The organism is Skermania sp. ID1734, from assembly GCF_007489285.1.
In the GTDB taxonomy this organism is placed as follows: Bacteria; Actinomycetota; Actinomycetes; order Mycobacteriales; family Mycobacteriaceae; genus ID1734.
In genome coordinates this window covers 1-1380 of sequence record NZ_VLIY01000047.1, presented here as the reverse complement: position 1 = coordinate 1380, position 1380 = coordinate 1, and the positions used below count along the sequence as shown (strand labels likewise).

The following is a 1380-nucleotide window of genomic DNA, read 5'->3' as shown; positions in this document are numbered from 1 at the left end:
GGGTCCGTACAGTGAACGGTGTAACTCCAGAGAAATAAGGAGGCTACCGTGACTGCTGTGACTGAGGATTCTTTGGTCGAATCACCTTCGTCCGTGTTGTCGCCGTTGAGCAACGACGAACTGATCGCCCAGCTTGTGGCGCGTGCTCGGGCCGACGGGTTGAAGTTGACCGGCCAGGACGGGCTGCTGGGGCAGTTGACCAAGCGGGTGGTCGAGTCGGCGCTGGAGGGCGAGCTGGACGATCACCTCGGTTACGACCGCCACGAGCGCGGCGGCAGCGCGGACGGGAACACCCGGAATGGCAAGCGTGCCAAGACGATTCTCACCGAGACCGGTCGGGTGGAGATCGACGTGCCGCGCGACCGCAACGGTTCGTTTGCTCCCCGGTTGGTGGCTAAGCGGCAGCGCCGGTTGACCGGGTTGGACGACATGATCATCTCGTTGTCGGCCAAAGGGCTCACTCATGGCGAGATCAGTGCGCACCTGGCCGAGATCTACGGCGCCGAGGTGCCCAAGTCGACGATTTCCACGATCACCGATCGGGTGCTCGACGGCATGGCGGATTGGCAGAACCGGCCGCTCGATTCGGTGTATCCGGTGATTTTCGTCGACGCCATCAATGTGAAAATCCGCGACGGGCAGGTGGCGAATCGCCCTATTTATATGGCTCTGGCGGTAACCTGCGAGGGCACCCGTGACATTCTCGGATTGTGGGCCGGCGACCACGGTGACGGCGAGGGCGCGAAATTTTGGATGCGCATTTTCGCGGAATTGCGCAATCGCGGAGTCGGCGACGTGCTCATGGTCGTCTGCGACGGACTCAAGGGCCTGCCGGACGCGATCGGTCAGGTGTTTCCGCAGGCCGTAGTGCAAACATGTATCGTCCATCTACTCAGAAACTCGTTCCGGTACGCCTCGAAGAAAGACTGGCCGGCGCTGGCCAAGGATCTCAAACCGGTCTATACCGCACCCAGCGAGTCCGCGGCGCTGGACCGATTCGCCGAATTCAGTGACAAATGGGAGTCGCGATATCCGGCTATTGTGCGATTGTGGACCAACGCCTGGGCGGAATTCACACCGTTCTTGGCCTACGACACCGAAATAAGATCCGTCGTCTGCACGACAAATGCGATCGAAAGCATAAACGCACGAATTCGAAGAGCGGTGCGTGCCCGTGGCCATTTCCCCAACGAGCAGGCCGCGCTCAAATGCATCTACCTGGCCGTAATGAGCCTCGATCCCGCCGGCACCGGCCGCAAGCGCTGGACCAACCGCTGGTTGAAGGCTCTCAACGCCTTCGACGTCACCTTCGACGGCCGCGTATCCGCTGGACGAAAATAACAGAGAGACAACGATTTACACCAATTGCTGGACAGTCCC

Annotated in this window: 1 protein-coding gene; it reads left to right on the top strand. The window is 60.6% G+C overall.

Features of this window, described 5'->3' with window-relative positions:
- Nucleotides 1-72 precede the first annotated feature (72 nt).
- Entirely contained in the window at nucleotides 73-1341 is a 1269-nt protein-coding gene (locus FOS14_RS24460; RefSeq protein ID WP_185981935.1) for an IS256 family transposase, read from the top strand.
- Nucleotides 1342-1380: the final 39 nt, after the last annotated feature.